This is a genomic window from Sphingomonas sp. DBB INV C78, assembly GCF_042693015.1.
Classification (GTDB): Bacteria; Pseudomonadota; Alphaproteobacteria; order Sphingomonadales; family Sphingomonadaceae; genus Sphingomonas_E.
Window position 1 is genome coordinate 3309101 of the sequence record NZ_CP170544.1, and the last position, 25420, is coordinate 3334520.

24 protein-coding genes and 2 pseudogenes are annotated in these 25420 nt (G+C 59.9%); 18 read left to right on the plus strand and 8 right to left on the minus strand.

Annotation, left to right across the window (positions count from 1 at the left end; translation table 11 throughout):
• Window positions 1-4 precede the first annotated feature (4 nt).
• The 3 genes from ACFB49_RS15390 to ACFB49_RS15400 all read left to right on the plus strand — a co-directional run bounded on the left by ACFB49_RS15390 (window position 5) and on the right by ACFB49_RS15400 (window position 3663).
• Window positions 5-391 (plus strand): helix-turn-helix transcriptional regulator, encoded by a 387-nt coding sequence (locus ACFB49_RS15390; protein ID WP_380872126.1) that lies wholly within the window; start codon window positions 5-7, stop codon window positions 389-391.
• Between the two features lie 189 nt (window positions 392-580).
• The gene (locus tag ACFB49_RS15395) at window positions 581-3004 is read left to right on the plus strand and encodes a TonB-dependent receptor (RefSeq protein ID WP_380872127.1); all 2424 of its coding nucleotides are present in this window, start codon (window positions 581-583) and stop codon (window positions 3002-3004) included.
• Window positions 3005-3249: 245 nt separating this feature from the next.
• A complete protein-coding gene (locus ACFB49_RS15400; protein ID WP_380872128.1) occupies window positions 3250-3663 on the plus strand; it encodes a hypothetical protein in 414 nt (137 codons plus the stop codon).
• Here ACFB49_RS15400 and ACFB49_RS15405 read toward each other — a convergent pair.
• Window positions 3656-4126 carry a hypothetical protein gene (locus ACFB49_RS15405; protein ID WP_380872129.1) on the minus strand — a complete coding sequence of 157 codons (471 nt, stop codon included), beginning with the start codon at window positions 4124-4126 and terminating at the stop codon, window positions 3656-3658. The genes ACFB49_RS15400 and ACFB49_RS15405 overlap by 8 nt on opposite strands.
• Before the next feature lie 29 nt (window positions 4127-4155).
• On the opposite strand from ACFB49_RS15405, the gene ACFB49_RS15410 reads away from it, so the two are divergent.
• On the plus strand, window positions 4156-4743 hold the full coding sequence (locus ACFB49_RS15410; protein ID WP_380879986.1) for a TonB-dependent receptor domain-containing protein: 588 nt from the start codon (window positions 4156-4158) through the stop codon (window positions 4741-4743).
• Between the two features lie 161 nt (window positions 4744-4904).
• Entirely contained in the window at window positions 4905-5765 is an 861-nt protein-coding gene (locus ACFB49_RS15415) for an SDR family NAD(P)-dependent oxidoreductase (RefSeq protein WP_380872130.1), read from the plus strand.
• A gap of 239 nt (window positions 5766-6004) precedes the next feature.
• Here ACFB49_RS15415 and ACFB49_RS15420 read toward each other — a convergent pair whose 3' ends face one another.
• On the minus strand, window positions 6005-6802 hold the full coding sequence (locus ACFB49_RS15420) for a metal-dependent hydrolase (protein WP_380872131.1): 798 nt from the start codon (window positions 6800-6802) through the stop codon (window positions 6005-6007).
• On the minus strand, window positions 6799-7986 hold the full coding sequence (locus ACFB49_RS15425; RefSeq protein WP_380872132.1) for an epoxide hydrolase family protein: 1188 nt from the start codon (window positions 7984-7986) through the stop codon (window positions 6799-6801). The genes ACFB49_RS15420 and ACFB49_RS15425 overlap by 4 nt, the downstream gene beginning before the upstream one ends.
• A gap of 130 nt (window positions 7987-8116) precedes the next feature.
• Here ACFB49_RS15425 and ACFB49_RS15430 point away from each other — a divergent pair, with 130 nt between their 5' ends.
• Together ACFB49_RS15430 and ACFB49_RS15435 are read left to right on the plus strand one after the other, a co-directional pair.
• On the plus strand, window positions 8117-9181 hold the full coding sequence (locus tag ACFB49_RS15430; protein ID WP_380872133.1) for a helix-turn-helix domain-containing protein: 1065 nt from the start codon (window positions 8117-8119) through the stop codon (window positions 9179-9181).
• Between the two features lie 37 nt (window positions 9182-9218).
• A pseudogene (locus ACFB49_RS15435) lies at window positions 9219-9377 on the plus strand (IS30 family transposase); the annotation flags it as partial.
• Between the two features lie 416 nt (window positions 9378-9793).
• On the opposite strand, the pseudogene ACFB49_RS15440 reads toward ACFB49_RS15435, so the two are convergent.
• Window positions 9794-10614 (minus strand): annotated as a pseudogene (locus ACFB49_RS15440) (IS110 family transposase); the annotation flags it as partial.
• Between the two features lie 188 nt (window positions 10615-10802).
• The gene (locus ACFB49_RS15445; protein ID WP_380872134.1) at window positions 10803-11465 is read right to left on the minus strand and encodes a TetR/AcrR family transcriptional regulator; all 663 of its coding nucleotides are present in this window, start codon (window positions 11463-11465) and stop codon (window positions 10803-10805) included.
• Between the two features lie 123 nt (window positions 11466-11588).
• On the opposite strand from ACFB49_RS15445, the gene ACFB49_RS15450 reads away from it, so the two are divergent.
• The 5 genes from ACFB49_RS15450 to ACFB49_RS15470 all read left to right on the plus strand — a co-directional run bounded on the left by ACFB49_RS15450 (window position 11589) and on the right by ACFB49_RS15470 (window position 17938).
• Window positions 11589-12242, plus strand: a complete 654-nt coding sequence (locus tag ACFB49_RS15450; RefSeq protein WP_380872135.1) for a nuclear transport factor 2 family protein — start codon at window positions 11589-11591, stop codon at window positions 12240-12242.
• A gap of 21 nt (window positions 12243-12263) precedes the next feature.
• Complete coding sequence (locus ACFB49_RS15455; protein WP_380872136.1) at window positions 12264-13607, plus strand: SRPBCC family protein; 1344 nt, start codon at window positions 12264-12266, stop codon at window positions 13605-13607.
• Window positions 13608-13967: 360 nt separating this feature from the next.
• Window positions 13968-16064, plus strand: a complete 2097-nt coding sequence (locus ACFB49_RS15460; protein WP_380872137.1) for a TonB-dependent receptor — start codon at window positions 13968-13970, stop codon at window positions 16062-16064.
• 548 nt (window positions 16065-16612) lie between these two features.
• Window positions 16613-16792 (plus strand): hypothetical protein, encoded by a 180-nt coding sequence (locus tag ACFB49_RS15465; RefSeq protein WP_380872138.1) that lies wholly within the window; start codon window positions 16613-16615, stop codon window positions 16790-16792.
• Between the two features lie 972 nt (window positions 16793-17764).
• Window positions 17765-17938, plus strand: coding sequence for a hypothetical protein (locus ACFB49_RS15470; RefSeq protein WP_380872139.1), 174 nt, complete (start codon window positions 17765-17767; stop codon window positions 17936-17938).
• 319 nt (window positions 17939-18257) lie between these two features.
• On the opposite strand, the gene ACFB49_RS15475 is transcribed toward ACFB49_RS15470, so the two are convergent.
• Entirely contained in the window at window positions 18258-18509 is a 252-nt protein-coding gene (locus ACFB49_RS15475) for a hypothetical protein (RefSeq protein WP_380872141.1), read from the minus strand.
• A 710-nt stretch (window positions 18510-19219) separates the two neighbouring features.
• On the opposite strand from ACFB49_RS15475, the gene ACFB49_RS15480 reads away from it, so the two are divergent.
• Together ACFB49_RS15480 and ACFB49_RS15485 are read left to right on the plus strand one after the other, a co-directional pair.
• On the plus strand, window positions 19220-19570 hold the full coding sequence (locus ACFB49_RS15480; protein WP_380872142.1) for a hypothetical protein: 351 nt from the start codon (window positions 19220-19222) through the stop codon (window positions 19568-19570).
• Between the two features lie 19 nt (window positions 19571-19589).
• Complete coding sequence (locus tag ACFB49_RS15485) at window positions 19590-20276, plus strand: uroporphyrinogen-III synthase (protein ID WP_380872143.1); 687 nt, start codon at window positions 19590-19592, stop codon at window positions 20274-20276.
• A 715-nt stretch (window positions 20277-20991) separates the two neighbouring features.
• Here the strand turns inward: ACFB49_RS15485 and ACFB49_RS15490 are convergent.
• Window positions 20992-21393 carry a hypothetical protein gene (locus ACFB49_RS15490; RefSeq protein WP_380872144.1) on the minus strand — a complete coding sequence of 134 codons (402 nt, stop codon included), beginning with the start codon at window positions 21391-21393 and terminating at the stop codon, window positions 20992-20994.
• 431 nt (window positions 21394-21824) lie between these two features.
• Here ACFB49_RS15490 and ACFB49_RS15495 point away from each other — a divergent pair, with 431 nt between their 5' ends.
• Window positions 21825-22097: a hypothetical protein gene (locus ACFB49_RS15495; RefSeq protein ID WP_380872145.1), complete on the plus strand. Its 273-nt coding sequence runs from the start codon at window positions 21825-21827 to the stop codon at window positions 22095-22097.
• On the opposite strand, the gene ACFB49_RS15500 is transcribed toward ACFB49_RS15495, so the two are convergent.
• A complete protein-coding gene (locus ACFB49_RS15500; protein ID WP_380879988.1) occupies window positions 22066-23001 on the minus strand; it encodes a rod shape-determining protein in 936 nt (311 codons plus the stop codon). The genes ACFB49_RS15495 and ACFB49_RS15500 overlap by 32 nt on opposite strands.
• Between ACFB49_RS15500 and ACFB49_RS15505 the strand changes: the two genes are divergently transcribed.
• The 3 genes from ACFB49_RS15505 to ACFB49_RS15515 all read left to right on the plus strand — a co-directional run bounded on the left by ACFB49_RS15505 (window position 22897) and on the right by ACFB49_RS15515 (window position 25161).
• Window positions 22897-23214 (plus strand): hypothetical protein, encoded by a 318-nt coding sequence (locus tag ACFB49_RS15505; RefSeq protein ID WP_380880141.1) that lies wholly within the window; start codon window positions 22897-22899, stop codon window positions 23212-23214. The two genes, ACFB49_RS15500 and ACFB49_RS15505, sit on opposite strands and share 105 nt — an antisense overlap.
• A gap of 242 nt (window positions 23215-23456) precedes the next feature.
• Window positions 23457-23870: a nucleoside diphosphate kinase regulator gene (gene rnk / locus ACFB49_RS15510; RefSeq protein ID WP_380879989.1), complete on the plus strand. Its 414-nt coding sequence runs from the start codon at window positions 23457-23459 to the stop codon at window positions 23868-23870.
• A gap of 31 nt (window positions 23871-23901) precedes the next feature.
• Complete coding sequence (locus ACFB49_RS15515; RefSeq protein ID WP_380872146.1) at window positions 23902-25161, plus strand: Glu/Leu/Phe/Val dehydrogenase; 1260 nt, start codon at window positions 23902-23904, stop codon at window positions 25159-25161.
• Window positions 25162-25420: the final 259 nt, after the last annotated feature.

Here is a 25420-nt window from a genome sequence, read left to right on the forward strand (position 1 = left end):
TGGAATGGTTGATCGCATCGCCTATGACCCTCTGCTTTACATGCAATCATTTGAACCGATGTCCAATAAGATCAGGCATATTATAGGGGAGTTCATTCAGGGTGGAGGCAACTTTCCCGATAGTTTTAACGTTGCCCAGCATCTCGGCATCAGCCCATCCACACTTTCGCGCCGCCTGAGGCAGGAGAATACATCCTTCCAGGACCTGAAATCGTCCTGCCAGGAGGCTGCGGCCAAGCGATTCCTGCGACAGGGGGATCTCAGCATGCACGAGATTTCACAGCGCCTTGGCTTCTGGGATGTGCGCAGTTTCCGGCGCGCCTTTCAGAACTGGACAGGCGTCCTACCTTCTACCTTCCGTTCGCAATCACAGTTTCCGACCGACGCATGAGCACGCTCGCTGTGGGATAATACCGGGCGCGTGGCATCGCGATCCGGCAAACGGGCGTGACTTAAAATGTCCCCTCCTCGGCGAAATAGCGCCCTCGTCCTGCGTCGAACAACGACGCATGGAGCTACATCAGACAAGCTCAGAAGTCAGGGTCAACCTGGCAGGCTCTCGGGATGGGGAATTCAATAGATGATCGTACAGCGCGCTGCTCTGCTTGCGTCTGGTGCTCTACTGTACGCAGTTTCCGCCAACACCAACGCTATCGCTCAGTCCAGCACGCAACCTGCGGGCGCCGCCGCCCAGCAGGCGAACGAAGATCTGCCGCCGGCAGGGCTCGCCGATATCGTGGTGACGGCGCGGCGCACTAGCGAGGCACTGCAAGATACTCCGGTGGCGGTTTCCGCCTTTTCGCAGCAGTTTCTCGAGACGCAGAACGTCCAGCAGATCGGGACCATTGCGCAATTCACGCCCAATCTGGTGGTGAACGAACAGCCGTCGAGCACGACGGCGGCATCGTTCTTCATTCGCGGCATCGGCCAGACCGAACCGTCCTCAGTCGCGGAGGCCGGCGTCGGATTGTATCTCGACGGAGTATATATCGCCCGTACCGCGGGCGCTGTGTTCGACCTTGTCGACCTTGAACGCATCGAGGTACTGCGCGGGCCGCAGGGTACGCTTTTTGGTCGTAACACCGTCGGCGGCGCCATCCAGCTGGTTTCAAAGCGGCCCACGAACGAATTCGGGGTTGAGGCAAAGGGTGGCTATGCTTCGTTCGACGAGTGGTATGCCAAGGGAGCGATCAACACTGGCTATTTAGCGGGGTTGCCGATCAAGGCGATGCTTTCCTTCATGCATCGCGAGCGCGACGGTTATGTCGACAATCTGCTGACTCCTGACTCTAAGGATCCAGGCGCGCTCAACTCCGACGCCGTCTGGTTGACCGTCCGCGGCGAATTCGGCCAACTGACGGCCGATTACACGTTCGATTACAATCATCGCGTGGGCGTGCCGCCGTTTTTCCAGACGATCGCGGCATCATCCGACGCAATTAATTATTACGGGCGCTCGCCTCAATTCGGCGGCGCGCCTTATGCCGTCGGATCGGAGCGGCTCGACGAAGGCCAGCAGGCCGGATTTGTCGATCGCTTTGGCAACTATCGCTTCGACGCGCGCTCCAAGACAAAGGGCCATTCGCTGATCCTCGAATATGAGGCCAACAGCCTCCTTACGCTCAAGTCGATCACCGCCCATCGTTCGTTCTTTCAGGATACGACCGAGCCGCTGACCGGCAACGGTGAGCTGAAAGGCATCGCGTTTGATCCCACTTCGCCTACCCTGACGTCGGTGCAGTCTGTCATTCCCTTCACTGGCAACAACGCCCCGCAAAAGCAGCACCAGTTCAGCCAGGAATTTCAGGCTATCGGCGACCTTGGTGACTGGAACTACCTGATCGGAGCCTTTTACTTCCACGAGAAAGCTTCGGAAGATAATCGGCAGGCGCTCACGCTCGTCACGACGCCGGCAGGCCTTGTCAATTACGGCTTCCCGACCGCGCTTGCAGATGCGGTCGCGGCGCTCAACCCTGGCCTCGATCTCATCGGCATCAACGCCGCGCCGGTTCAGGCTTTTGGCGGGACATCGGAGTCGATGGCTGTGTTCGGACAGGTAAGCTGGCGTCCGGCCGCTGTGGACGATCGGCTCGAGCTGACTGGCGGCCTGCGGTATACTTGGGACTATAAGACGATCGAGTTGCGCGGCGACGTGCAGCCGAGTGTGAGCGGGCACGCCGACTATACCAATTTCTCGTGGCTGGGTTCGGTGAGTTACAAGCTCATAGACGAAGTGATGGCCTATGCGCGAGTTTCGACGGGGTACAAATCCGGCGGCTTCAACCCCCGAGCGGCGATCCTTAATCGCTTCGACCCGGAACAGGCCCTCGCTTACGAGGCGGGGCTCAAGGCGGAATGGTTCGATCGGCGTCTGCGCACCAACCTAGCCGTCTTTTACACCGACTATGACGACCTGCAGGTGCAGCAGTTCGCATCAGGCTCGTCCGGTGCGACGACCCTCATCCTCAATGCCGGCAAAGCGAACTTCAAAGGGTTCGAGCTCGAGGTCGTGGCGCTACCGTTCCGAGGTGTTACAATCGACGGATCGCTTGGTTATGTCGATCCAAAATATGACAGCTTCCTGTTCCGCGACCCGGCAACCAATCAAATCATCGATGTCGCGGATGAAGGGCGTTTCGCTCAGGTTGCCAAGACCAATGCCCATATTGGCGTTCAATATGATTTTGCAGAATTCAGCTTCGGCCAGCTTTCGGCACGCGTCGACGGCTCTTATCGCAGTAAGATGTACTTCCATCCGCTCGACCGCGTGAACCCGTTCAACGAGGATGTGGCGGCGGGTGAGCAGTACACTCTGGCAGCACGCGTGACGCTATCCGAAATCTCGATGGGTCCGCGGGCCAAGGCGATGGTATCCTTGTGGGGCGACAATCTGACCGACGAAGAGGACATCGCCTTCGGAATCGATTTTGGTGGCCTCGGTTACGGCGGTTCTCACTTCCGCAAGCCGCGCACGATCGGCGTCGACTTCAAACTGTCATACTGATTTCCTGATTTTCAGCGGCGCGCCCCGAGATCGTGGCGGGTTGCGATTTTGTCGCAGTCCGCTGTCCGTGGTGATCCAGAAGCATTTGATGCACGGGAAGGCAGTTCAACCTATGCCGAACACGGACTTCCGAATTGAGTTGCGCGGAGAACGTTACGACGCAACCCAAAAGCGGTCACGTCTCCCGATCTGAAGGAGTGGCGGCGGTCCTTCACTCACGACGCGAACCCAAGAGGGCGCGCAGAATGGAGGACGGACCATATGGCCGTCAGATCGATACTATTACCGCGTTGCTTAGCACGACCTTATCCACGCTGGTGACCGCGGCGTTTGCGGCGGAAACGGCGGAAGGCCCCGCAGCAAGCACAGCGGGCACGAAACCCGAAGGCATGACCAACCGCGACTGGCGGCCCCAGATTCTGGATCTTTCGGCGCTGCGCCAGAATGAGGCGAAGTCGAGCGCTTATGGTTCGGATTTCGACTATGCCAAAGAATTCGCGTCGCTCGATCTCCACGCGGTCAAGGTCGATATCCGCAAGGTGCTGACGACGTCGCGGCCCTGGTTGCCGGCCACCTATGGCCATTATGGCCCCTTCTTGATCCGCATGGCGTGGCACAGCGCCGGCACCTATCGCGTCATCGACGTCTTGATTATGTAGCTGCACAGTCCAGGAGAGCATGAATTTGCTCGGCGATCAGCCGTGGCGCATGCTGCCCAGGGTCAGGCACGCGCCTGTGAACGATGAGAAAACAGGTTTCGTCGATCTGGCCGAGCAACAAGCGGGCGCGCAGGCGCACTGCCTGATCGTCGGCGGCTCGGCGGAACGCGCTAAAACGACGGCCCAGATCGTCGATCAGGTCATCGCGCTGCTCGGAAAGCTGCCAATACAGGCGGTCTTCGAGCCCGGCCACCTGGGTCAACAATCCGCAGATCGCCGCATTTTCGCGATGGAAGTTGATGTAGAAGGTCGCCCACTGCTCAAGTTCTGCAACGTGAGGCCCCTCGAGCGCCATCAGGGCGTCGAAGACGGGGCGCCACTTCGGCACAAAGTCATTGGCAACGGCGCAGACGAGGGCAAGCTTGCTATCGAATTGCCCGCCGCCTGCGGACCAACGTCGCACTCTACTACACGGACTATAAGGACAAGCAGATCAACCAGTTCGCCTCGGGTACGGGCGGAGCGACCTCGATCATCCTGAATGCCGGCAAAGCGCGCATCCAAGGCGTCGAATTCGAAGCGACGGCGGTGCCGGTCGACGGACTGACGCTTTCCGGGTCGGTCGGCTACACCGATCCGAAGTTCAAGGAGTTCGCCTTCCGAGACCCCGCGACCAATATGATCATAGATGTTGCCGATGAAGCGCGTTTCTCTAACGTTCCGAAATGGAACTACAACGTCAGCGCCCAGTACCAATTTCCGTCCTTTGGCTTCGGCGAATTGCTAGCGCAAGCAAACTACTCCTACCGCAGCAAAATGTACTTCTTCCCGCTCGACCGAGTAAATATCTTCAATGAGGATATTGCTTCCCCAGGGCAAGGAACGTTGTCGGCGCGGCTGACGCTGTCCGAAATTGCGTTGGGCGGCACTGGCGCGATGATGGAGATCTCCGCGTGGGGTGAAAACCTCGCCGACAACGACAAGTTACTCTATGGAATCGACTTTGGAGGCCTCGGCTTTGGTGGGGCGAGCTTCGCCGAGCCGCGCAGCTTCGGCATCGATGTGAAGTTCAGCTATTGATCGACGGGGGCTGCCGAGGGTGCAACTGTCGGGAGATACCGGCAACCATGCTGTCCGCTTCGTTGGCGTTCGCCGTTTTGCTTTTTGCCGGTGTAAATTGTGGAACTGAAGGTGGTTGGTGTCCCCCACCACCCGTTTCTCGCCGATGACCTCGGATTGGCATGGACGAATGCTTGAAGAAATCACGAAACAGAAAAACCAGTTACTCCGGGATGACCTCACGCAAGATGCAGATAAGCTTCCACGGATTGACTGCTCTGGTGACCGGCTCGACGCGGGGGATCGGTTATGCCATCGCCCGGAAACTCGCGCAGGGTGGTGCCAGCGTCATCGTCAACGGCCGGACACAGGATGCAGTCGACTCCGCCCTCGTCAAATTGCGTGCGGATGTGGAAGATGGCGATTTTCGAGGCGTTGCGGCGGACATTGCCGCTGCGGACGGCTGCGACCATATGATTGCTGCAGAACCGAAGATCGACATTCTAGTCAGCACTGCGGCGACATTCGATTGGACCGATTTCTTCGCCGCGTCCGACGAGGACTGGTTGCGCCATTTCAACGTCAATGTTCTGTCCGGCGTGCGTTTGTGCCGGCATTATCTGGCAGATATGCTGGACCGTAACTGGGGGCGCATCGTCATGGTGGCATCCGAGTCCGGCCTCAATATTCCGGCCGACATGATCCATTATGGGGTGAGCAAGGCGGCCGAGATTGCGCTGGCCCGTGGGCTTGCGGAACTGACGGCCGGAAGCGGAGTAACTGTCAACAGCGTGCTTCCTGGGCCAACAGCGTCGAGCGGGTCCGCGGCTTTTCTGGATAACTATGCCGAAATCCACGGCGTGCCCCGGGCAGAGGCCGAACGCCATTGCGTGATGGCCATGCGCCCCACGACATTGCTGCAACGCTTTGCCACCGAAGAAGAAGTGGCGAACATGATTGTCTATGCTTGCTCACGACAGGCATCCGCCACGAATGGAGCCGCAATGCGCGTGGAGGGTGGCATGTTGCGGCATCCCGGCTAGCCGACTGGTTCGAGGCAGTTGAGGTCAATCTGGTCAGTTGATCGGAACCGCTCATGGTGTGACGCGCACGCTTACGAAAGCTTATCCGACGTGATCCCGCGCTGCTCGTAGGAACCGCAGCTTTCGGACGCGTCGCGGAAGTCGGAACGACGTCCGTGAAAGATGCTGCCCTATCACGTATGTCAGCCGAACGCTGGAATAGCCGCGAACCTCGCGGGTGGCGATCCGACGTCATCTCTTCATATTTGCGACGCCGCACCAAGGTAGTTGTGCACTCCATTAGGCGGTCGGTGGCGCGCGGGCGTGTAGAAGGGCGAAAGGAGCGGCAAGAAGCGGGGTAGGAGGAACCAGGCCAGGCGCCGCCGCGCGCGCTTGGCTGCCCGCCTCGATTGTCGCACCTCTACGGACGACATGCTCGCTCGATCGGTCTTAAGCATGTGCGCCGCAATCATGCCGCTATATTTCTTGAGATGCCGGAGCGTGGTGTAGGTGCTGTACAACCGGTGCAGCCAGTTACCCCCAAAACGGTAATATGTGTCGTGGGCGACCATGCGGTGCTCATATTCCTCGGCCAGGTGCCATTTCCAGAGGTGGATGACCTGCTCGTCACCCCCTTCATAGAGATCGTCGAGGCCTTCGAAGATCAGCTCTGCATATAGCGGGCCCAGGCATTCGAAACCCTGACAGTAGCCGAGGTTGAATTTCATCGATTTTGTGTCGAGGTAGCGCTCATAATCGGCCCCGATGGCTGCCTCAAACGATTTCAGGCGATCATAGCCCGCCTCGTACAGCGCGCGGTTATAGCGTGCATGCAGCTGGCAATGGGCGGTTTCCTGCTGGACGAACGTTTTGAGATCGGGCTGGAGCGGATCGTCGGACGGCAACGTTGTCCGCGCGCGCAGCATGACCTTGTTCAGATAGGGCTCGAGCTGCATGATTACGACCGACGACGCGTTCAGGATGTGACAGAATTCGCGATCCTTCATCCAGAGCGGCAGGGATTTCGCAAAATCGAGCGTGGGCCGACGCACTTTCATCGCTGATCTTCCTGCTGGTTGCGGCGCAAGGGTCGGAAGAAGTCCTGTATCTCGGAAACGACCAGATCGGGCACCTCCGCGGGCGCGAAATGGCCGCCTTCGGCTGAACGGGTCCAGCGCTGCAGATCGAAATTGGCTTCCATCAGGCTGCGCGGCCAATGACACACGTCTGCCTCCAGTTTGAGGCAGCCCGTCGGTACATCGACCATGCGGGCACCATCATGCGACGGCTGCCAGCCAGCTTTGCGATTTTCGTAATAGTATCGCGCCGACGTACCGATCGTGCCGGTAAGCCAGTAAATCATGATCGACGTGAGCAACTCGTCCTTGGTGAAACGTTGCGCAACATCGCCGCCGCAATCACTCCAGCCACGGCGCTTTTCGACCAGCCATGCCGCAAGACCGACGGGCGAATCCTGCAGGCCATAAGCAAGGCTTTGCGGTTTGGTGCTCTGTTCCGCCGAATAGCCACTTTCCGTTGCAAAGAAAGCCTGGGTCCTGGCGTGCCAGCCAGCTTCATCCGCCGCATAGGCCGAGGCGTCGGGCAGCGGCTTCCCGAAGCAATCGAGCGGTGCCCCGCCGATCATGTGGATGCCCAGCACGTCTTTCGGATATTTATGCCCGAGCTGTGCAGTGACGAACGCGCCCCAATCGCCGCCATGCGCCGCGAAGCGGGGATAGCCCAATATCTCGACCATCAGCTTGCGCCACAGATCGGCCGTTACGCGGGCATCCACGCCGGATTGCCGGAGGGGACTTGAATAGCCGAACCCCGGCAAGGATGGCACAACGACGTCAAAGGCGTCTGCCGGATCGCCGCCATGCGCCGCCGGATCCGTCAGCGGACCGATCACCTTCGCGAAATCCCAAAACGTCCAGGGCCAGCCGTGGGTCAGGATCAGCGGCATCGCATGATCCCCCACTCCCTTCTGGTGGATGAAATGGATCGGAATGCCATCAAGAAGGACACGGAAATGAGGAAAAGCGTTGATGGCTCTTTCCTGCGTCCGCCAATCGAAGTGATTGAGCCAATAGTCGGTCAGCTCACGCAGATAGGATGCGCTTGTTCCGGAAGACCAATCGTCATTGGCGATGTCGTCTGCCCAGCGGGTTGCCTGCAGACGTCTCCCAAGATCATCGAGCACCGCTTGCTCGGCGTGAATCATAAAAGGTTCAGGCTTCATTCTCGTCCCCGTCGCGGCGGCATTGCCGCCCAGATCGATGCTCGTTGTTCCGTGGCTGACGAATGAACATCGCGCGACAGCGCGGCTAGCGCTTGAATCTTGCCAGAAGGGGGACATAATTTGTCAGGCCATGGTAACCACCCAATCGAACAATATGAACGTCCGCGCCGCTGAGGATGTAATTCCAGGCCGCATGTTGCAGCCGCTGCTACGCGATCTGGCGATGCGTGGTGAAGGTCGTTTCAGTATATTGGCCGCAGCCGAAAACGACCTACCTCTAGCAGGGATCGTATCGGGCGAGGCGGTTCTCGCGCTGCCGCGTAGCGACTTCGCCCGCATTTACGGCGCTGCCGCGATCCTGCTTGCAGAAGCGATCGGGAGGGAAGCCCCTGTCAAATTCTCCGCCCGCAGGGACGTGATCGCCATGCTCGTCACCGCTCTCGCGCCTTCCACAACCTTGCGCGAGGCGGTGGAGCGGATCGCCCAATTCAATGCGGCAATCGCCCAGAACGGTATCGGCATCACTCTTGTCGATGGCGACGATGGCGGCCAGCTGGTCGTCGATTTGTCATCGACATTGCAGGATCCCCCCCGCAGCCTCACAGCCGCAGGCATGGTCTTCCTCGTGAACGTGTTGACCTGGCTTGGCGGGACAAAACCTAAGATCGTCAAAATTGGCCTCACCCAAGAAGAGAACACGATCATCGATCCGTGCCTCCTGGCCATGGATATCCCCGTTTCACTCAGCGAGAGACGAACATATCTTCAGTTCGCTCCCGGCGCGCTCGATGAAGGCGTCTCTGGCCGTCCGTTTGTCGCGGCAGAGTTCATGGAGCTTGTCGCCCACGATCCGCTATTCTCCGTGCGCAAGCGTGCGCCGATATCAAGCCGTGTCAATGCCTTGTTTCTTGAATGTGAGTTGGCGGAAACCTCGATCCCCGATCGCATCGCGACCGCCGAGCACCTGCAGATCAGTCCGTCGACATTTCATCGTCGCCTGAAGGACGAAGGAACTTCGTTCCTCGCTCTACGATCCGCATGGCAGCAGAAAATGGCGAAGCATCTCCTTGGCCTGACCATATTGAATGTTCCGGCGATTGCGCGGCGAACCGGCTTTCACGACGCGCGCACGTTCCGCCGCGCCTTTATCGACTGGACCGGTCAGCGCCCCTCCGAATTCCGCAAGAGGAAATAGCAGTTTGCTACGCGGGTGTGGCGGTAAAACCTGATACACCAACGGCCTGCTTCGGCAATATTTCCCGCCAGCCACCAACCTATCGCGCTTCTCTCAGACTGAACTCAACGCTATTGCCTTGCGCCTCAATCAGCGCCCTCGAAAAACATTGGACTTCGAGACCCCGGCCGATAGGCTCAAGAAGGTGTTGCAATGACCGATTGAACCCACCCCGACAACGCTGACGTTCTTGCACCTCTGGACGCTTCCCGAAACCGGTAATCGTTCTTTATCTGAATGACCGGCAGCTTTCAGGCGTCGCCAAAGGCACAGCGAATGGCGGCTTCTCTATCGCGGCCGTCGTTAAGTGATGATCTGTTTGGCCATAGACGCCATCCTCGCTTTCGTTCTGCCTGGTTGATGTCACCGCACGGGGCTCTCGCTTCTCTTCGAGGTCGGCCGGCAGCCGCCTCATGATGGGGTTAGAAGAATGAAGTGGTTCAATCTATGTCTCGTCCTTACCGCCGAGGCAGCAGGGTCGCCGCCATTACGAACTCACCTCACCCGTCGTCCCTGTGGGGACACCTTTCTGCCGAAGCAGAACCGTCAATCTCCCTGTGATCGGCTTTGGTCTTAGGTGATCGCTGTCTCGGCGGTGCCGTTGCTCCAGCGGAAGTCAGAGCCGTCGACCCACATACGGTGCAGGATGACAGCCAGCCTTCTGGCGAGTGCGACGGTTCCACGGTGCATGCCCCGACGCATAACAACGCGCATGGCCCATGCTTTCAACCATGACCACTGCTGACTGTGCGTGAGCATCGGCAGCGCCGCTTCGTAGAGCACGGCTCGCAGCGCCGGGTCACCGCATTTGTGATCCTGCCGTCATATCAATCTCGCCCGACTGATGGCGTCTGGGCGTCAGACCTGCATGCGCGCCGACGTCGCGCGAGTGCAAAAAACCTATGCGGTTGATCCACGGATGCCCGATAGGCCAATGCCGCGACGGGACCGACGCCGGGAATGGTCATGAAACGCCGGCACACCGGATCATGCCGGACCCTGTCGAGCAGCATTTTGTGAAGCGCGGCAAATTGCTCGCGCTTCGCGCGTCGAACCCGGAGCAATGGCTCGACGATTGCGGCAAGTTCCGGGAAGCCTTCCACCAAGTGGCGCACCCGCGCTTCGTAGCCAGATGGGCTGACGGCACCGATCCGCAAGCCGAAGTTGCGCAGCGTGCCGCGCATGTCGCTCTCGATATCAATGAGCTTGCGCTGGATGAGCCGGCGGCTTGTCAGAAGCATCCGTTCTTCCTGAGCAGCCAGTGTTTTTATATGAACCGGCTTGAACAGACCCACCCGCATCATCTGGGCAATGCCGCGGACATCATTGCGATCAGATTCGTTGATCTGCTGAGCCTGAAGCAGCGCCTTCATGTGCCGCGTCTCGACGCACAGCCGCCGCGATACACCATCTATGTCGGCGCTTCCGGCAGTGACTTGAAGCAACTGCGTTGGCGTCAGTTCGCCTCTGCATCGCAATTCGCAATTCGCAATTCGCAATTCGCAATTCGCAATCCGCAATCCGCAATCCGCAATCCGCAATCCGCAATTCGGCTACCGACGCGCCAATTGGCTGCCAATGTTCAGGATCGTGGGCGCGGATGGGGAATGAACGCTTCGAAGCCCGCAGTGCAAAAGGCGACGAGCTTTTCGGTCACACGGTCCAGATCGCTTGATCTGAGCGCGCCGCCCGTCTGACGATCGAGGACACCACTTTCCACAAGGACGTGGGTTGTCGCCGCCTGAAGAAAATAGAACGCCCAGTTGACGTCTTCCGGCACCATATCCGGGTGGAGCGCGCGAAGGGCGCGGACATAGGCGTCCACGATGTCATCGAAGCTGTTTCTGTAAGGCGAGAGGAAGCTTTCCTCCTGCGGCAGGTTGGCCAGGCGGGCGAGCAGGCGAATATAATTCTTCCACCCCTCCCCGCCCCGCATCGACTTTTCAACGACCGGGGCAACGAATGCCTGGATGATCGCGGCACGACGTTCGGCAGGGGAGCCTTGCGTCACCAACGCCGTGTCGAGCGCCGCTTCGAGTCCGGTCACATTCTCTGCGGCGCGCCTGTCGATCACCGCCGCGAAAAGCTCTTCCTTGGTTCCAAAATGATAGTGGAGGAGTGCCACGCGCACCGGTGCCGCTGCGGCAATGTCGGCAAGTGACACCGCATGATAACCGTTCTGCGAGAATAAGGCTTCCGCACTGTCGAGGATGCGCTGACGTGTCCCCTCTGCGCGCCTGCGCACCGGCGGATCGCCTCCCAAACCTGATCCCATTGTCCGCACTCCACCTATGCAAAGTCGTAGTTCCTGCGCGGATCGATTGACAGATCAGGAACCGTTTAGCAAATTTGGTTGGTCAACCAATCAATGAAGAATCGGACGCGGCGCAACGAAGGGATTGATCGGCCTCAGCTCCTGCATTGCCGTACCGACGCACATCGTCCGGCCAGTCGCGCCGGGACCGTGAAAACCAGCCGCGCAAAGACCTGGCTCGCACCTCGTCCCGGCGCGAAAAATCTTGGCCGCGAGCAACCCGTACTTCCCGAAGCGGAATGCGGCGACAGGAGCAGATGCATGACAGAAATGCCCTTCGAGGTTCGCCTCGCCCTTCAAGATCTCATGACCGATTACTGCTACGCCGTTGATGCGCTGACCCGCATCGATGACCTTCTCGATGTGTTTACCGAGGATGCTGTCGCCGATTTCTCGGCGATCGGTCTGCCCCTGATGAACGACAGAGGGGAGATCAAGAAGTTCTTCGACGCGGTCTTCGCCGACATGAGCCACCACGCGCACTACATCACCAATTTCCGACCGGTCTCCTATGACGGAGATCAGGCGGCGATGACGGCCTATGTGATCGGGCTGGGTCGCTCGCGCGACGGAAACAGCGTCGAAGTCCATGTGTGCTACGGCTTCGAATGCGTGCGCCGGCAAGGCGGCTGGCGCTGCCGGCACTACACCATCACGCCAATGCTGCCGCTACCGGCGTCGCTTGACGAAATCCACGGCGAACATTGAGTGGGAAGGAGCTGTAACGGCATGGCCACCATTGCGAAATCCCCCACCGAGCGTAGCCCCTATCCCACCTCGCCGGACGCCGCACAACCGAGCCCGCGCGGCGACGCGATCACCGGCGATCGCTATTGGAGCAAGGACTTTGCCGAGCGCGAATGGGACCATATTTGGAAGCGCGTCTGGCATGTCGGCGGACGCACGTCTCAGCTCGAGGAACCCGGTGACTTCGTCACCCACGAGTTCAAGACCGAGTCCGTCATCCTCGTAAAGCAGGACGACGGCACGATCCGCGCCTTCTTCAACGTCTGCATGCATCGCGGCAACCGCCTGCTGCAAGCGCCAGAAGGTTTCGTCCCGGGCCGCTTCACCTGTCCCTATCACGGATGGAAGTGGGGAATCGACGGCGCGTTGAAGGATGTCCAGGATCCAGAGGATTTCGAAGTCAATCCATGCGGCCGGCTACGCCTGAAAGAACTGCCATGTGATACGTGGGGTGGCTTCATCTGGTTCAGCTTCGATCCGCAAGCAAAGCCGCTGCGCGAGTTCCTCAGCCCGATTCCCGACCTTCTGGGCAATCGGGATCTGGATAACTGGACCCGGGTCGTCTGGCGCCAGCTGCGCGTCAACACGAACTGGAAGTTCGCCTCGGACAATTTCAACGAGGCTTACCATATCCCTGCCGTGCATCCGCAATTCATGCCGATGATCGACGATCATTATTCGACGACGGTCTTCGAAATATACCCCAACGGCCACAACCGGATGATCGAGAAATTTCAGCCGTCCAGCCGCTACCCGGATGCGGAGCAGATGAAACCGCTTTGGGCACAGGTCCTTTCGGAATGGGACATCGATCCACAGGCGTATGCGGACCGCGCCCAGGAGGCACGCATCGCCCTGCAGCAGGCGCGGCGGCAGCTCGGACCGGCGCGCGGACATGCCCATTTCAGCCAGTTAAGCGATTGGGAACTGACCGATCAGTTCCACCATACGCTGTTTCCCAACGTCACGCTGACCGGCACGCCGGAGGGACTGCATTTCTTCCGCACCCAACCCCTTGGCGACGATCCCAACTGGTCGACCTTCGATTATTGGTATCTGGTGCCGAAGATCGAGGGCGCCGACGAGGTCGCGACGCTTTATGGAATGCGACCTTACGAAGAGGCCGAGTTCGAGGACGGCGACTTTGCCGAGTATGAGGCGACGATCGCGCAGGGCGACTTCCTGGCGCAGGATCTCTCGCTGGCGGTGACGCAGCAAAAGGGCCTCCGTTCGATGGCGTTCGAAAGCGCTTATCTGTCGAAACAGGAAGCCCGCGTGGCCCGTTTCCACGAGGTGATAAACGACTATCTTGAGGGTCGTCGATAAGCCCTCGCGAACCGCGCGGGAAGGCGTTGCAGAAAAATGCTGGTCGGCTCGACTAGCGACGCCGGATCCATTCGCGCGACACCTATTCCGTGAAGTATAGTTACATCACAGCTAATCGATCCGACTAATAAAAGTCGTAGTTTCAATCATCGACATGATGGGCAATTCGACTTGGAATGTATGCGATTATCGAAAGAACATGAGGGAGGGATGATTGCTATGCGATGGATATTGAACGCGGGAATTTCAACCCTCGCATTGATTTCTCCAGCACTTGCGCAGGACCAGCAAGCGACGACGGCGGAAACAGCTCGGAGCGGCCAGACGCCGGCCGAAACGGGAGGCCTCGAGGAGATCGTCGTGACGGCGCAGAAGCGCGCGGAAAATCTCCAGAATGTGCCGATTTCGGTGACAGCAGTCACGGGAGCGGCCATCGAGAACGCGAAGATCAACGACATCCAGGGCCTCGCCAACTCCATCCCCAACGTCCAGATCAACAGCTTTTCCAACTCACCCGATTCTGCGGTGTTCACGATCCGGGGAATCGGTGTGAATGATGCCGATCCCTATGTCGGCACGACGGTCTCCGTCGTCCAGGATGGCGTTGTCGTGGGGGTCAACACCGCCGCCCTGCTGTCGTTGTTCGACATCGATCGCGTGGAAATCCTGCGTGGACCACAGGGCACGCTGTTCGGTGCGAACACGACCGGTGGCGTCGTCAACATCATCACCAAGCAGCCAACAGGTGAATTGGGCGGCGAAGGCCAGGTCATCTGGGGCAATTACGGCCGGCTCGATCTCAACGCCGCGATCAATTTTCCGATTACCGACGCATTGTCCGGCAAGGTGAGCCTGCTGCACACGCAATCGGACGGGTTTTTCCGCAATTACGCAGACGGCAAGCGGCTCGGCGAACGGGATATGACCTCGATCAGGGCCTATCTCAGATATGAGAGCGGCAATTATGACGGCACATTGATCGGCGAATATGACCGGTCGCGCAACGGAGCGCAGACCGGTGTGTCGATCGCAGGCCCCGGCGAGCTCTTTTACACGTCGGGAGAAACCGACCAGGGCATCAATTTCCGGAAGGGCCATAATAGTGACCTTCCCGACAAGAATGATCGCGATACCTACAGCATCACGTTCACGCAAAATCTCGAAACGGGCATCGGAAAGCTCGTCTCGATCACGAACTACCGGCAGTATGACAGCGATCTCTATTCGGATGATGACGCAACAACCCTTCAGCTTCTCCAGACGCATCGCGTGTCCGACCAGTGGCAGTTTTCCCAGGAACTGCGCGATCATGTCGATCTGAGCGACACCATCCAGCTGATCGTCGGCGGATTCTATTTCCAGCAGCAATATGATCTGATTCAGTCTACGCAGCTGGACGGCTTCCTGCGAGGCCTCGGCCAACCTCAGGAGCAGCACCAGAAGAATTGGTCGATCTCGGCGTTCGGACAGCTCTATATCGATCTGACCGATGATCTTCGGCTACAGGCAGGCATCCGGTACAGCCACGAAAAGACCAGCGCCCTCTCGACCACCGCGAACAGCTTCACGACGACACCCGGAGGGCTTTCGAGCTTCGACGATCCGCTCATCCCGGGCAGCCTCATTGAAGCCACCGGCAAGAAATCGTGGGACAATGTCGGCTACAAGATCGGCCTGGATTACCGGATCGACCCCGATATTCTGCTCTATGGCTATTATGCACGTGGCTTCAAGTCGGGCGGATTCACCGGCCGCATAGCCGTCGCCGAAGATATAGGTCCGTTTGATCCCGAACATCTCGACACATTCGAGATCGGCGCAAAAGCTGACCTCCTCGACCGTCACCTGCGCGTGAATGTCGCTGCCTTCTACAATCTCTACAATGACATGCAGGTCACTCAGAACATCACTTATCCGAGCGGCGCCAACTCGGCCTCCATCGCGAATGCGGGCAAGGCCAAGACCAAGGGCTTCGAACTCGAGGTCACCGCGCTGCCCGTCGAGGGCCTGACGCTCTCGGCGTCGCTTGCTTACCTCGATGCCTATTATACGGATTATGACACGCGCGTGCTGGATCCGGCGACCGGTGCGCTGGTACCGGTGAGTTATGCCGGCAACCGCCTGATGAACGCCCCCAAATGGAATAGCATATTGGGCTTCAACTGGGAAGTTCCGGTCGGTCCGGGCAATCTCACGACGTCGGCGCAATATAGCTATACAAGTTCGAAGTTCACAAACTTCACGGATCTTCCGACCGAGAAAGTCGGGGCCATCAATCTGGTCAACGGCTCGATCAGCTGGTCTCCGGATGGCGAGGCGTGGTCTGTCGGGATTTATGGACGCAATATCTTCAATGAAAAATATTACGGTCAGAAGATCACGCTGAGCGGCATTGCGACGCTCGCCTCGCTCGGAAATCCACGAGAATATGGCGTCGACCTGAAGTTTCGCTTTTAGAGCCTGGCGATACCAGCCCCGGTTGCGGCATGTCCTCCCCTCTGACCCCCGTCTGCTATCGGACGGGGGCCCTTTTGCGGGGGAAGCTATGAATATGTCTGAGGCGGATCCGACGCCCGCTTCGTCAAAGACGTTTGAATGCTGAAGTGCTGGCCCAGCGTAGCCCCTGCTCACGCAGCCCATCAACGCCTTCAGGGCCCGATCGCTGGATTCCCGGGAACGATGCGTTGGCGCCCCGCAAAGTCGCCGACTGACGCCGCGCACAGATTGACGCCTGCACAGATCAGGAATTCGAAACGTTCACCATCAAGCCATCCTGTCCGCGGACCGACCAATTTCGGACGGCTCAAGCTGATCCAAACTGACAGGGCGATTGAACCTCCGTGGATCTCGCTATCCGGTCGAATTGTCTCCACGATCCGTCGCCTCGCTTCCCGAACAACGCCCACCTATCAATAGCGTTCATTGCGCCGGCGCCATTGCGGGGCAAACCTCGACCGAAATCGGTGGCTCACTGAGGAGCCCCTTGGGCCGCGAGAGGATGAGGCATGAGCGATATTGCCCAGCTGCAACGCGAGCATTTCCCCGGCCAGACGTACCGCGACATTGCCCGCGCGGACGGCCAGCAGTTGCCGCCGGTGATCGAACGCCAGAGCAATCCGGAGCAATCGACCGAGGGGGCTCGGAGTTTAGAGTTCAAGCATCGGGTTCGTCGATCGTTCGGCTGATCACGTCAGGCCCGGCTGAAAAGCAATTGAGGACCGAAACAAGCGCATCGAGATCCTGATTGAACGACCCAGGTGAGTAGCAGGATTTGAGAGTCTGCCCCAGCCGAGCGATGCGCGAATCCCGGGAGTGGATCGAGGGGATGGGACCATCGCCCAATTGCCCATTTGACAATACGCCCCCCTGAAAATTGCGCCGGAACTCATCACAATGACCAACTCCCGCGGCTGTTCAAGCGAGTACATTTACGGAGCTCATCGCCTCCTTAGCGCATCGTTGATAACGCCGCAGGCGTCGCAGCCTTGGCGGCGAAAAGAGCCAAACCGACCGATGCTCAATATGCGCAGGGGAAATGAGCGGACCGCCGGGTGGTGTTGGCGGCCCGCTCGCGCGTGATACGCAGCGCAGGGAATTTTCTCCCCGTGGCCTCAACGCCCGGCCAAAAGCTTGGTGCCGTATCGAGTATCAGCCTTGCGCCCTCAGCGGGACGGCTTCCGGTTGGTCAGTCGCGCGGCAATCGCCGGAGCAACTTGCCGTTCGACATCGACTTAACGGTCATCGGCGATGTCAAAGATCATTTTTGCGATCTTGCCGCGGCTGGCGTCGAATTTCGCCCCTACGCAAGGGTACGGAGCGCCTCACGCAGGCGCGACCGCTCAGCCGAACGATCGGCCCTCTGCTGCCATGGCCCGACTTGGTCCAATCGGCGACTGTGTGGGCGGCGCCCGACACTATGTTGCCGCCCACCAAGCGGCTTGCTCGACACCTACGCTCTCAATCGCACCACTACTACTTAAGATAGTCCGAAGAATAACCTCGATCAGCCCAGAACTGCCGCGGTTCTGCAATATGGATGTCGTAAGGGTCGAGTTCCGAACGGGATGCCTGTCGCGTTTTCAGTCGCGTCCGCATCTTGTTCGGTGACCTGGACAGACTGGGCAAAACAATGCCCGGCGTTCCTTAGGAGGCGTGCCATGTTCGACGAAATTGACCGGGCGTATTTCCGGTTAAGGGCCGACGAAGAGCGCCGCCGGGCGTCCCAGGCGACCAACCGGACGGAAGCACGTCGATATGAAAATCGGGCGTGCGAGTTTGAAAATCAGGCAGTCAGCCTCGGGTGCGCTTCGCCTGGCGCTTATGAAAGCTGACTGCTGATAATGGGATACAAGCGTAAATGCGCTGGCCGGCTCTCGATTGCGTTCTGCATCGCCCGGGCCATGCGATTGCGTAAATCTCCGTGCGTCAGCTCGCCATCGGGGCAAAGAATGTAGAAGTCGCCATGGATGAGGCGCTCGACAGATACTCGATTACCTGCGCCGCGTTCCAGCGGACTGGCGTCTGTCCCTCGCCGCCGCACCATCAATTCCGCGTTGCCTGGATCAAATCTTTCAGAAACTGAACGAGATACAGGTATCAAGCAATCGAAATCGCGTTGTCCACTTCGACTCTGTCGTCGGATTCGGCCAATCACGATGAGATTGTGGCTCGCGCTGACCTTGGGAGTTCGCCGTTATGGAGTTTGATGTTGCTCGCCTCGGCGACCGCCAAAATGCCCGGCATGGTCAGCTCGTCTCCCCCAAAATAAAGGATTGCCGCGCGCCGCAATTCACTCTCGTCCAACGCGATCGCGACGGCCAACGCTTCACGTAGCGCGCAACTTGCGAGCGCCACTTCTGGCCCGATCAGCAACATGGCAGGCGCATCCAGATCAATCGCCACTTCGTTCCTTCCTCCGAGGGGTCCACAGCGCGGCTGTCCTATTATGTCTTAACAAGATCCGTTGGCTTTCGGTTCCGGAAGCATGCCCTCGACGTGCCCAAGCCGCGACTGGACCGTCGAAACGCTGTCAGGCGACTGGTTCGGCGACCGGGGCACGGCAGCGGCTAGTCATTAACGAGCGGACAACCAACGGCAGAAAAGTCGGTCGGCAGCTACCTTAATCGAGTTAGCTCGTCGAATGCCGCGGTTTCAGGAATCAACCTTGGGCCGGCGAATGCCTGAGACGTGGAGAACATCGCGAGGCCCACGATCTGAGGCGCCTCGGCGAATTCCCCTCGCAGCATCGCGCCGATCGCGGCGCCGCCAACTAGCGGAGCATGGCGAGCATGATGGTACGCTGCCGCCAGTGAGAGGGAACGCCGCGTGATCACCTTTACGCCGTACAGCCCCCTCCCGCGATGGACTTGCGGGACAACCATGTTATCCTCTCGTCATGAACCGGGTTTCGACCCCTCTTCGCTTTCACGCGCATGGAAGCAGCCTCATGACACGCCTGCCCCCCTCGGAGCAGCGCGGCCACTGATCGTGCGCCCGCTGCGGGCCGAGGCTTACCGACAGTCGACGACACCGCGTCCGTCGGCTTTTCCTGTGCTCATGCGGGTTGCCGTTTTTCCTCCAGCAACCGCAATCCCGCCAAGGGAGATGCTTTCGTGTCCAACCAGCTGATTGATAGCGACATCCTGACTTGCCTCGGCAGCCGCCGCGGCGCCTTCGAGGAGGCAATGGCGGGGTTCCTTGCCGAACAGGGAAGTTCTGCGCCCGGAAGTGAGGACAGGGCTGCAGCCAGGCTTTTGTTCGATCTTGTGATCGCCTCGCTAGGCGGCGCAGCCTTCCCTCCCTCCAAAGGCGGGACCATCCAACAGCGCTATCTCAGCCGCTTCGGAGACGGGCTCGTGCCGGTCCTGAAGGACGTCTTCGGCTCCGATCAACCGATCACCTTTCTCGCACATTGCGTCGATGGATATTGGCGGGGCGTTCGCGATGAACTGGCCCGGGACTGACGGCCGAAGCCTTGTCTGGGTGACGCGCACCGATCCGTTTAACCGGCTCACGGCAAAACATCTCGAGATCGCCGGCTATAACGCGGTGATCGCGCCGGCACTGCGCGTACTGCGGCGCGATACGCCCAGGCTTGTCGCTGTTCCGGAAGCCCTGGTCTTCACCAGCCTTCAGGGCATTCGCTTGCACCGTTTCCTGCCGTCGCTGGCGGACGTGCCCACGTTCACGGTGGGCGATCATAGTGCGCGCCTGGCACGCGCTCGCGGATATCGTCATGCGGTGTCCGCCGCAGGCGATGTCCGGGATCTTTGCCGCTTGCTGCACTTCGCCCTCGATGCCGGTTCGACGATTCTGCACATTGGTGCGGCCCGACCGGCGGGGGACCTTCGTTTCCTGTTGCCGCCAGGCACATTCCACGTCCGGCATCAGGTCGTTTACGACGTCGTTGAAGCGGGACCGCTCGATCTCGAATGGGTGGCCGGACGTATAGGGGAGATCGACAAGATCCTGATCCATTCCCCCAGGGCAGGCCAGCGCATCGCTACCTGGCTGGAGCAGGAGGCGGCCGCGTGGCGGGGCGAGATTTTCTGCATTTCGCCCGCGGCAGCGCGCCCCTTCGCCACACTTTCTGGTGCACAGATCCGCGTCGCGGCTGTTCCGGACGAACGATCGTTGCTGGCGCCGCTCTTCAGCGGATCGCCCGGCTGACAATGTCTTCCATCTTGTGAAGAAACGTGGCTAGCGGCACTTCGCGAAAGCCTCAACGCGCGGGTGCTTCGCCACCACGCCGCTTGAACTCCCTGACCGCATGAGCAAGCGAACGCGCACGCCTGAAGACCTGGCGTTCGAGGGGACGATAAGCGGGGTCCGAGGCAAAGAACTGGAACCCGCGCCGGCAGCGCACTGCCAGACCGACTACGCGCCGGCCGACTTCGATAACAAAGGAACTCGACATCTGAATCTCCACTCGCTTGACCCACGGCTTGTCGAGCCGTCGGCACATGCGACATTCTTGGCCAGGGTCCGCCCCGAACCTACGCTGTGCGCCAGGCCGGGGCCGAAGGGCCTGCGACAATGCTTCCTGAGCGAAACATGTGCGACCGCCTTGGCGGGAGAACCAACATGATAAGTTTGATATGGTACCCGCGGTTCCGCCGTTCAAGATCCGAGGAAAGCGGCCCTTTCCCGTCGGCTTGACTTTCCGGTGCCCCGGGGCATGCTGGGGGCGTCATGTGCGACTTTGCTGTCTTGAGGCGTTCAGCGCACCACGCGGGCCGGCTGCTCGAGGGCTAGCCGCCCCGGTCCCGCACGGTGCGGGTCCGGGGTGCGTTCCTCTTCAAACGGGTGACACGGCAGCAGGCCGTGCCGGAGTGAGCCATGACCAGCGACAAACCTGATAATTCCGCCGTTCCTGCGGACGCGATCAACCGACCTGATAGTGGCGAGGATCGCGGACGCATTCTGCCGTTTGCACGGTCGCCACGATCGTCGGCCCTGCCCCGGCCTCCTGAACCTCCAGAGCCACCGCGCGCAGCCTGAGCTGCGTCACCCGGCTCTGACGAGAAAGGATATCGACGTGAACGGACCTGCCGAACAGCAGGCGCTGTTGAGGCGCCTTTTGTATGACGCTGCGCACGAGGCGGAGGCTCTGCTCGCGGCACCGGACGGACCGGTTCGGGTCCGTACGCTTAGCGACGATGGCTTGAGTGAAATCGAGCGCCGGACGCAATCGCCGTTCGCCGAAGATCAACTTACAGCCATCGCTCTGCGCGGGGGCGGAAAGGACCGTCGGGATCGCCCTCTCCTGGCAGACCTGAGCGATCATTTCCGCCGGCCGGCTTCAGCTTTCGCGGTCGAGGCCCAGAGGCGGGCAATCTGGCCTGGCGTGGGCGACGAACTGCCCGCTCAACGCGCGGCCATGGCTGCGGCGATGCTCGAGCGCCGGCTGAGGGCGCGCGGAAGCAAGCTTTGCGCCGAACTCGCAAGCCACGCTGCGCTCTATGCCGATCTGTGGTGTGACCCGAGGATTGACGCATCCTTGTCCGCACGGCGGACCATGCTGGCGATGGTGACGATATTGTGCGCCCGCCGGGATGCTCTGTGCAACCAATCGAGAAGCGTCGACGATGTTACGAGGTGCAGCAAAACCACGCCTCAATAGCGATGGCCGCAACCCCGACTGTCTGGGCCACATCCGCCCAGCGCATGTGTTTGCACGTCGATCCTTCCATCATCCGAAACACGAGGAGTACAGGAATGCTGGGCGCTGCCCGTGATCTGGCGGACGGCTGGAACCTCGATCTCGAAGACGTGCTCGGCCTAATCCTGGTGCTGGGTGTTGTCGGCCTCTACAGCCTGGTCTTTGCACTCACGCGACGCCCGTGGTTTGGCTGGGCTTCCACAGCCATTGTGAGCCTTTTGCTGATGGGATTCCTGATCGCCATCAGCCCGCGGTCGGGGCCTTCAGACGCGTGCATGCCGGACGCGTCGACGTCACCTAGTTCTGCAGCATGCGATGCAGTCCGTTAGCCACGCAGTGGGCGGGGTGGTCGGCGACGGCGACCGGCAGCCCGGTCGCTTCCTCGATCATTTCGCGGAGACGCGGCATCAACGCACTACCGCCAGTCAGCACGATTCCACTCGTGTGAAGATCGTTGCTCAGCTCCGGCGGCGTATGGCTCAGGGTTTCGCAAATGAGATCGACGATCGGCCGGACATGCCTCGTCACCACATCGTCCAGTTCGGCAACGGTGACGGTGAGTGCCGCCGGCACGCCGGAGGCGATATCCCGCCCTTTTGCTTCGACCGAGAGCCCCGGTTCCAGTCCAGTTTGGCGAAGCCGGACATATTCCTGCTTGATCCTTTCCGCCGTGAGATCACCGACGAGGAACTTGTGCTCGAAATGAAGATGATCGGCTATCGCCCGGTCTAACGATCCGCCACCCAGGCGGACCGAACGCGCAAGACACATGCCGCCCAGTGAAAGAACCGCGACCTCGGTCGTGCCGGCGCCGCATTCGACTACCATCGTTGCCGTCGGTTTACCGACTGGAAGATCCGCGCCAACCGCTGCAGCAAACGGCTCTGCGATGAACTGGATCGAGCCGAGTCCTGCATCGCGCGCTGCCGTCATCATTGCGCTGCGCTCGGCCTGGGTTGCGTCAAGCGGCACACCGATCATGGCCCTGACACCGCCAATGCGCTTTCGCCCAAGAGCCCTTGGCACAGCATATCGCAGCAAATCCCGCGCAGCATCGATATCGTGCATGACGCCCCGCCGGAGCGGCTGTCTGACCTTGAGGCTTCGCGGAGTCCGGTCGACCATCGAGTGCGCCTCAAGGCCTGCCGCCATCAGCCTGGGTCGGGTGTCGACTTCGGCGAAACAGCACAAGGACGGTTCGTCGAAGACAATACCATCGTCGCGCCGGATCACGCGCAGATTGGCGGTTCCGAAATCGATAGCGAGTTCGGTTCGCCTCCAGGAAAAGGGAGAAATCACATCAGCCCTCTATCAGGCGCTGCCGCCTTTGTCTCCCGTGACCGTTTTTGCGCGGTGTCGACAAATCAGGGCCAGCGCGAGAATGCCGATCGGGGGCAGGCTCGGGGCGAATATATTGCATCCACTCGCGGCCATCTGGCGATTTGACCCTCCCTTTCGACGGCGCCCTCCAACCATCATGCATGGACATTTGACTTGGCGGCGCGCGCCGGACATCATGGCGGGATGTCCACCACGCGGCATCATCATCGCATCCGGCTTCACGCAGGGCAGCTTCTCGCGGGCAACTAGCCCCGGGATCCGGTGCAGTTCGCCCCGGACTCCGGGGCTGAAATTCCATGACGCGCAGCTCTTTCCGCAGCGCGTTGCCTCGCACCGGAAACAGCATGATGATGACCAGCAAAGCGAGCCGGCGGCCCGCTATCCATATGATCGATACCGAGGCTGACATAATCGCAGACCTCGCGATGGGCGTCGAGGAACGACTGCCTCAGGTGAGCAGGCTTCTTCTGCGCGAAGTTACGCGCGCGAAGGTTCACAAGGCGGATCGCGTGCCCGCGAACCTGATCACGATGCACGCGACCGTCCAGTTTGCCGATCAAGCCAATGGCAAGAGCTATTCCTGTCAGCTCGTTTACCCCGGCGAGGCGGATATTTCCGGTGGGCGAATCTCGATTCTGACGCCCGTGGGCGCCGGCCTCATCGGCTTACGTGAAGGACAATCCATCCTTTGGCCAGACAGGGACGGCCATGAGCGGACGCTCACCATCCTCAAAGTAACCCCGGCTTGCACGCCCGCTTGACCATCACACACCTCGATCAGGAAATTTCCTTATGTCCTCCATGCTCGACCAGGCCCTCACGCGCCTCGATGATGCCGCCCGACACCTTACCCTCGATCAGGATGTGCTTGAGAAGCTCAAATATCCGCGCGAGACAACCAAGACCCGGCTGATGATCCGCATGGACGATGGCTCGCGCAAGTCATTCATGGCGTGGCGGTGCCGCTATGACGATACGCGCGGCCCCACCAAAGGTGGCATTCGCTTCCATCCCGAAGCGACTATGGACGAAGTCGAGACGCTCGCATTCTGGATGACCTTCAAGTGCGCGGTGATGAACCTGCCCTATGGTGGCGGCAAGGGCGCCGTGCAGGTCGATCCCCACAGCCTTTCCAAGTCCGAACTCGAGCGGTTGTCACGGGCCTATATGCAGGCGTTTTCGAACATCATCGGTCCCGATCGCGATATCCCGGCGCCCGACGTCTATACCAACGCCATGATCATGGGCTGGATGGCAGACGAATATGCCTCAATCATGGGGCGGGTCACACCGGCCGTCATCACCGGGAAGCCAATTGCGCTGGGTGGATCCCTGGGTCGCGATGACGCAACCGCACGCGGAGGCTTCTACCTGCTGCGCCACTTGGAACAGGAACTTGGCCTGGGGCCGAATTCACGGGTTGCCATCCAGGGGTTTGGTAATGCGGGCAGCCATATGGCCCGACTGCTCAGCGGCGCAGGCTACCGGATCGTGGCTGTATCAGACTCGCGAGGCGCGATACATGCGCCAGACGGGATCGATGTTGACCGTCTGCTCGCTGCCAAGAAAGGCGATGGACTCATGAGCGTCGCGGGCCGCCGCGACAACATTACAGCCATTGCCTCCGATGCCATCGTCGGCATCGATTGCGATGTCCTGGTTCCTGCCGCGCTCGAGAACCTGATCCATGCCGGAAACGCAGCGACCGTGACTGCAAAGGTCGTTGTCGAACTGGCCAATGGCCCGGTGACGCCGGAAGCGGATGCGATATTGGAACGTAACGGTGTGATGGTGCTTCCCGACATCCTCGCCAACGCCGGAGGTGTAACGGTTTCCTATTTTGAATGGGTGCAAAATCGGCAAGGCTATTATTGGACGGTCGAAGAAATTCACGGCCGCCTGAAGTCCACGATGGAAGCCGAAGGTCGCGCCGTGTGGGAACTCGCGCGCGCAAGAATGATATCGCCACGCAGCGCTGCCTATGTTCATGCCCTCGGCCGGCTGGCCGAAGCCATCGAGGCCCACGGAACCCAGCAATTCTTCATTACGTGAAGGCTGGACGGGCCGCTTCGCGCGGCTGCATATTGCGGTTCGAGCCTTGATTTTCAGTCGGAAAAGCCCATCTTCAAGCCATGCATAGACGTGTCCTTCCTGACGTTCGGGAGCCTCAGCGCCTGATGATCGGCAGATAGCCGGACGCCTGCCATCGGCGGGCGTCCGGGCTCTCGCAGGCACCAGGACGTCGGCTTGACACCGAGGCGTACCCCCAAGCCATCTTTCCTGGATGCCCGTCAGGAGCCTCATCGGAGGC

Coding starts and splice junctions, on each gene's coding strand:
- ACFB49_RS15515 (WP_380872146.1), top strand. CDS start 23,902: ATGTCCTCCATGCTCGACCAGGCCCTCACGCGCCTCGATGATGCCGCC.
- ACFB49_RS15455 (WP_380872136.1), top strand. CDS start 12,264: ATGGCCACCATTGCGAAATCCCCCACCGAGCGTAGCCCCTATCCCACC.
- ACFB49_RS15425 (WP_380872132.1), bottom strand. CDS start 7,986: ATGAAGCCTGAACCTTTTATGATTCACGCCGAGCAAGCGGTGCTCGAT.
- ACFB49_RS15420 (WP_380872131.1), bottom strand. CDS start 6,802: ATGAAAGTGCGTCGGCCCACGCTCGATTTTGCGAAATCCCTGCCGCTC.
- ACFB49_RS15470 (WP_380872139.1), top strand. CDS start 17,765: ATGTTCGACGAAATTGACCGGGCGTATTTCCGGTTAAGGGCCGACGAA.
- ACFB49_RS15415 (WP_380872130.1), top strand. CDS start 4,905: ATGGACGAATGCTTGAAGAAATCACGAAACAGAAAAACCAGTTACTCC.
- ACFB49_RS15400 (WP_380872128.1), top strand. CDS start 3,250: ATGGAGGACGGACCATATGGCCGTCAGATCGATACTATTACCGCGTTG.
- rnk (WP_380879989.1), top strand. CDS start 23,457: ATGATGACCAGCAAAGCGAGCCGGCGGCCCGCTATCCATATGATCGAT.
- ACFB49_RS15430 (WP_380872133.1), top strand. CDS start 8,117: ATGGTAACCACCCAATCGAACAATATGAACGTCCGCGCCGCTGAGGAT.
- ACFB49_RS15390 (WP_380872126.1), top strand. CDS start 5: ATGGTTGATCGCATCGCCTATGACCCTCTGCTTTACATGCAATCATTT.
- ACFB49_RS15490 (WP_380872144.1), bottom strand. CDS start 21,393: ATGATCGCTCAGGTCTGCCAGGAGAGGGCGATCCCGACGGTCCTTTCC.
- ACFB49_RS15465 (WP_380872138.1), top strand. CDS start 16,613: ATGAGCGATATTGCCCAGCTGCAACGCGAGCATTTCCCCGGCCAGACG.
- ACFB49_RS15450 (WP_380872135.1), top strand. CDS start 11,589: ATGAAGAATCGGACGCGGCGCAACGAAGGGATTGATCGGCCTCAGCTC.
- ACFB49_RS15395 (WP_380872127.1), top strand. CDS start 581: ATGATCGTACAGCGCGCTGCTCTGCTTGCGTCTGGTGCTCTACTGTAC.
- ACFB49_RS15495 (WP_380872145.1), top strand. CDS start 21,825: ATGCTGGGCGCTGCCCGTGATCTGGCGGACGGCTGGAACCTCGATCTC.